Annotated in this window: 3 protein-coding genes; all 3 read left to right on the forward strand. The window is 72.7% G+C overall.

What is annotated here, in order from left to right; translation table 11 throughout:
* On the forward strand, window positions 1–683 hold a 683-nt coding region (locus UWG_RS29315), incomplete at its 5' end, for a xanthine dehydrogenase family protein molybdopterin-binding subunit (protein WP_033195917.1).
* A complete protein-coding gene (locus tag UWG_RS0101975; RefSeq protein WP_016905526.1) occupies window positions 683–1,219 on the forward strand; it encodes a (2Fe-2S)-binding protein in 537 nt (178 codons plus the stop codon). The genes UWG_RS29315 and UWG_RS0101975, both read left to right, overlap by 1 nt.
* Window positions 1,210–1,697, forward strand: a 488-nt coding sequence (locus tag UWG_RS0101980) for an SRPBCC family protein (protein ID WP_016905527.1), incomplete at its 3' end; no start/stop codon positions are given. The genes UWG_RS0101975 and UWG_RS0101980, both read left to right, overlap by 10 nt.

Below are 1,697 nucleotides of genomic sequence, written 5' to 3' on the forward strand. Positions count from 1 at the left end.
TCGCCGCCGGGAAACTCGGCGAGAAGCTGCGGCTGATCGCCGCCTCCCGGTGGGAAGTCGGCCCGGACCGCGTGGAGTTGGGCGACGGCCGGGCGCGCAACGCCGACGACGGCAGCACGCTCGGCTATCCGGAGCTCGCGGAGATCGCCTACCTGAAGTCGCACCTGCTGCCGAAGGGCGTCGAGCCGGGACTCTCGGCGACGGCGAGCTTCGACGTCTTCAACGACGGCACCTTCTCCAACGCCACGCACGGCGTCGTGGTGGAGCTCCACGAAGCGACCGGCCAGGTGGAGATCGTGCGGTACGTCTGCGTGGAGGACTGCGGGGTGGCGATCAACCCGCAGGTCGTCGAGGGCCAGTGCCGCGGGGGGATCGCGCAGGGCATCGCAGGCGCGCTCTTCGAGGAGATCACCTACGACGCCCAGGGCGAGCCCTCGGCGACCAGCTTCATGGACTACCGGGTGCCCACCGCCATGGAGATCCCCGAGATCGGCATCGCCCACCTGGAGACGCCGTGCGCCTTCACCGAGACCGGCGCCAAGGGCGCCGGCGAGGGCGGCACCATCGGCGCGCCCGGCGCGGTGCTCAACGCCGTCAACGACGCGCTCCGCCCGACGGGCGTCGAGCTCGATCGGACACCCGTCACCCCGGAAACCGTCGCCGAAGCCCTGGAGCGTGCCTGATGTCCCGGATCACCCACGAGCCGCCGGACCGGCAGTTGTTGACGCTGGAGGTCAACGGCGAGGCGCACGAGGTACTCGTCGAGTCCCGCCGCACCCTCGTCGACGTCCTCCGGCACGACCTGGGGCTCACCGGCACCCACGTCGGCTGCGAGCACGGCATCTGCGGCGCCTGCACCGTCCTGATCGACGGGGCGCCCGCGCGTGCGTGCCTCACCTTCGCCGCGCAGGCGGAGGGGAGCGCCGTCGAGACCGTCGAGTCGCTCGACGGTGGCGGCGCGCCCGGGCGCCGGCTCTCGGACCTCCAGCAGGCGTTCACCGAGCACCACGCGTTGCAGTGCGGCTTCTGCACGCCCGGGTTCCTGATGCTCGCCGAGGGCCACCTCGCCGAGCAGCCGGCGCCGAGCAGGGAGGAGATACGCGAGGTGGTCGCCGCGAACCTGTGCCGGTGCACCGGCTACCAGACGATCGTCGACGCGATCGAGGACTGCGCCGGCCGGCGTCGGGCGGCCACGAGCGAGGAGGGCCCGTGCAACTGAGCAACCACGTCACCGTGAAGGCTTCGCCGCAGGAGGTCTTCGCCCTCGTCAACGACGTCGAGCGGGTGGTCTCCTGCATGCCGGGCGCCGCCCTCACCGGTCGCGACGGCGACGCCTGGCAGGGGCGGGTGAAGGTCAAGGTGGGCCCGATCACCGCCGCCTACGCCGGCACCGTGCGGTTCCTCGAAGTCGACGAGGAGCGCCGGACGCTGCGGGTGCAGGCCACCGGCGCCGACACGCACGGCAGCGGCGACGCGGAGGCGGCCGTCGCGCTGGAAGTGGCGTCGGTGCCCGAGGGGGCCGAACTCCGGCTGGAGACGGACCTGGTGATCCGCGGAAAGATAGCCCAGTTCGGCAAGGGCGCGGTGAACACCGTCTCGGACAAGCTCCTGCAGCAGTTCGCGCAGAACCTCGGCAGCCTCCTCGACCAGGACCGCGCGGCGGCCGCGGCGCCCGTCGCGTCCGGCGGGCCGGTCGG

Source organism: Streptomyces xiaopingdaonensis, assembly GCF_000262345.1.
GTDB lineage: Bacteria > Actinomycetota > Actinomycetes > Streptomycetales > Streptomycetaceae > Streptomyces > Streptomyces xiaopingdaonensis.

Coding starts and splice junctions, on each gene's coding strand:
- UWG_RS0101975 (WP_016905526.1), top strand. CDS start 683: ATGTCCCGGATCACCCACGAGCCGCCGGACCGGCAGTTGTTGACGCTG.